At 70.1% G+C, this 1919-nt stretch carries 1 protein-coding gene; it reads left to right on the top strand.

Annotation, left to right across the window (positions count from 1 at the left end):
• Positions 1-101 precede the first annotated feature (101 nt).
• Positions 102-1787, top strand: a complete 1686-nt coding sequence (locus LCE31_RS33095) for a ribonuclease J (RefSeq protein WP_225021055.1) — start codon at positions 102-104, stop codon at positions 1785-1787.
• The last annotated feature ends 132 nt before the right edge of the window (positions 1788-1919 follow it).

Below are 1919 nucleotides of genomic sequence, written 5' to 3'. Positions count from 1 at the left end.
CCCTCCCCCCCCCTTTAACAAACCACACCCCCCCCCCCCCCCCCCCCCCCCCCGCCCCCCCCCCCCCCCCCCCCCCCCCCCCCCGTGGTGAGGAGAGTCTTTTGAGTCATCCGCATCCCGAACTCGGCGCTCCGCCGAAGCTGCCCAAGGGCGGCCTCCGCGTCACCCCGCTGGGTGGCCTCGGCGAGATCGGCCGCAACATGACGGTGTTCGAGTACGGCGGGCGCCTGCTCATCGTCGACTGCGGCGTCCTCTTCCCCGAGGAGGAGCAGCCGGGCATCGACCTGATCCTGCCCGACTTCACCATCCTGAAGGACCGGCTGAACGACATCGAGGGCGTCGTTCTCACGCACGGCCACGAGGACCACATCGGCGGCGTGCCGTACCTGCTGCGCCTGAAGCCCGACATCCCGCTCATCGGGTCCAAGCTGACCCTGGCTCTCATCGAGGCGAAGCTCCAGGAGCACCGGATTCGTCCGTACACCCTGGAGGTGGCGGAAGGGCACCGCGAGCGCATCGGCCCGTTCGACTGCCAGTTCGTCGCCGTGAACCACTCGATCCCGGACGCCCTGGCCGTCGCCATCCGCACCCCCGCGGGCATGGCCGTGCACACCGGCGACTTCAAGATGGACCAGCTTCCGCTGGACCGCAGGCTCACGGACCTGCCCACCTTCGCCAAGCTCGGCGACGAGGGCATCGACCTGCTGCTGGCGGACTCCACCAATGCCGAGGTCCCCGGCTTCGTCCCGCCCGAGCGGGACATCTCCGGGGTGCTGCGCCAGGTCTTCGCCAACGCGAACAAGCGCATCATCGTGGCGAGCTTCGCCAGCCACGTGCACCGGATTCAGCAGATCCTGAACGCGGCACACGAGTACGGGCGCAGGGTCGCCTTCGTCGGCCGCTCGATGGTCCGCAACATGGGCATCGCCCGGGACCTCGGCTATCTCAGGGTCCCACCGGGGCTCGTGGTCGACGTCAAGACGCTGGACGACCTGCCGGACCACGAGGTCGTGCTCGTCTGCACGGGCTCCCAGGGCGAGCCCATGGCGGCCCTGTCCCGTATGGCGAACCGCGACCACCAGATCCGGATCGTCCAGGGCGACACCGTGATCCTCGCGTCGTCGCTCATCCCGGGCAACGAGAACGCGGTCTACCGCGTCATCAACGGCCTGACCCGGTGGGGCGCCGACGTCGTCCACAAGGGGAACGCGAAGGTCCATGTCTCGGGCCACGCGTCCGCGGGCGAGCTGCTGTACTTCTACAACATCTGCCGGCCGAAGAACCTCATGCCGGTCCACGGCGAATGGCGCCATCTGCGGGCCAACGCCGAACTGGGGGCGCTGACCGGAGTTCCCAAGGACCACATCGTCATCGCGGAGGACGGTGTCGTGGTCGACCTGGTCGACGGCAAGGCGAAGATCACCGGCAAGGTCCAGGCCGGATACGTCTACGTGGACGGCCTGTCGGTGGGCGATGTGGACGAGTCCTCCCTCAAGGACCGCCGCATCCTCGGTGACGAGGGCATCGTGTCGGTGTTCGTGGTGGTCGACTCCACCACCGGCAAGGTCGTCGGGGGACCGCACTTCCAGGCACGCGGCTCCGGCATCGACGACGCGGCGTTCGCCGCGGTCCTGCCGAAGGTGGACGAGGCGATCGCGAGATCGGCCCAGGACGGTGTCTCCGACCCGCACCAGATCCAGCAGCTGGTCCGCCGCACGGTGGGCAAGTGGGTCTCGGACACGTACCGCAGGCGCCCGATGATCCTGCCCGTGGTGGTCGAGGTCTGACGGTTCGTCGGCAGTTCATGGAGCGGGGGGGGGGGGGGGGGGGGGGGGGGGGCCCCCCCGGGGGGGGGGGGGGGGGGGGGCCCGGGCGCCGGGGGCTCAGGGCCCCGGTGGGGGTGACGAGTTCACCCCGGC

The organism is Streptomyces sp. 8L (genome assembly GCF_020176795.1).
Classification (GTDB): Bacteria; Actinomycetota; Actinomycetes; order Streptomycetales; family Streptomycetaceae; genus Streptomyces.
Note: the sequence above shows the minus strand (reverse complement) of the source record. Positions and strands in the feature narration are given on the sequence as shown.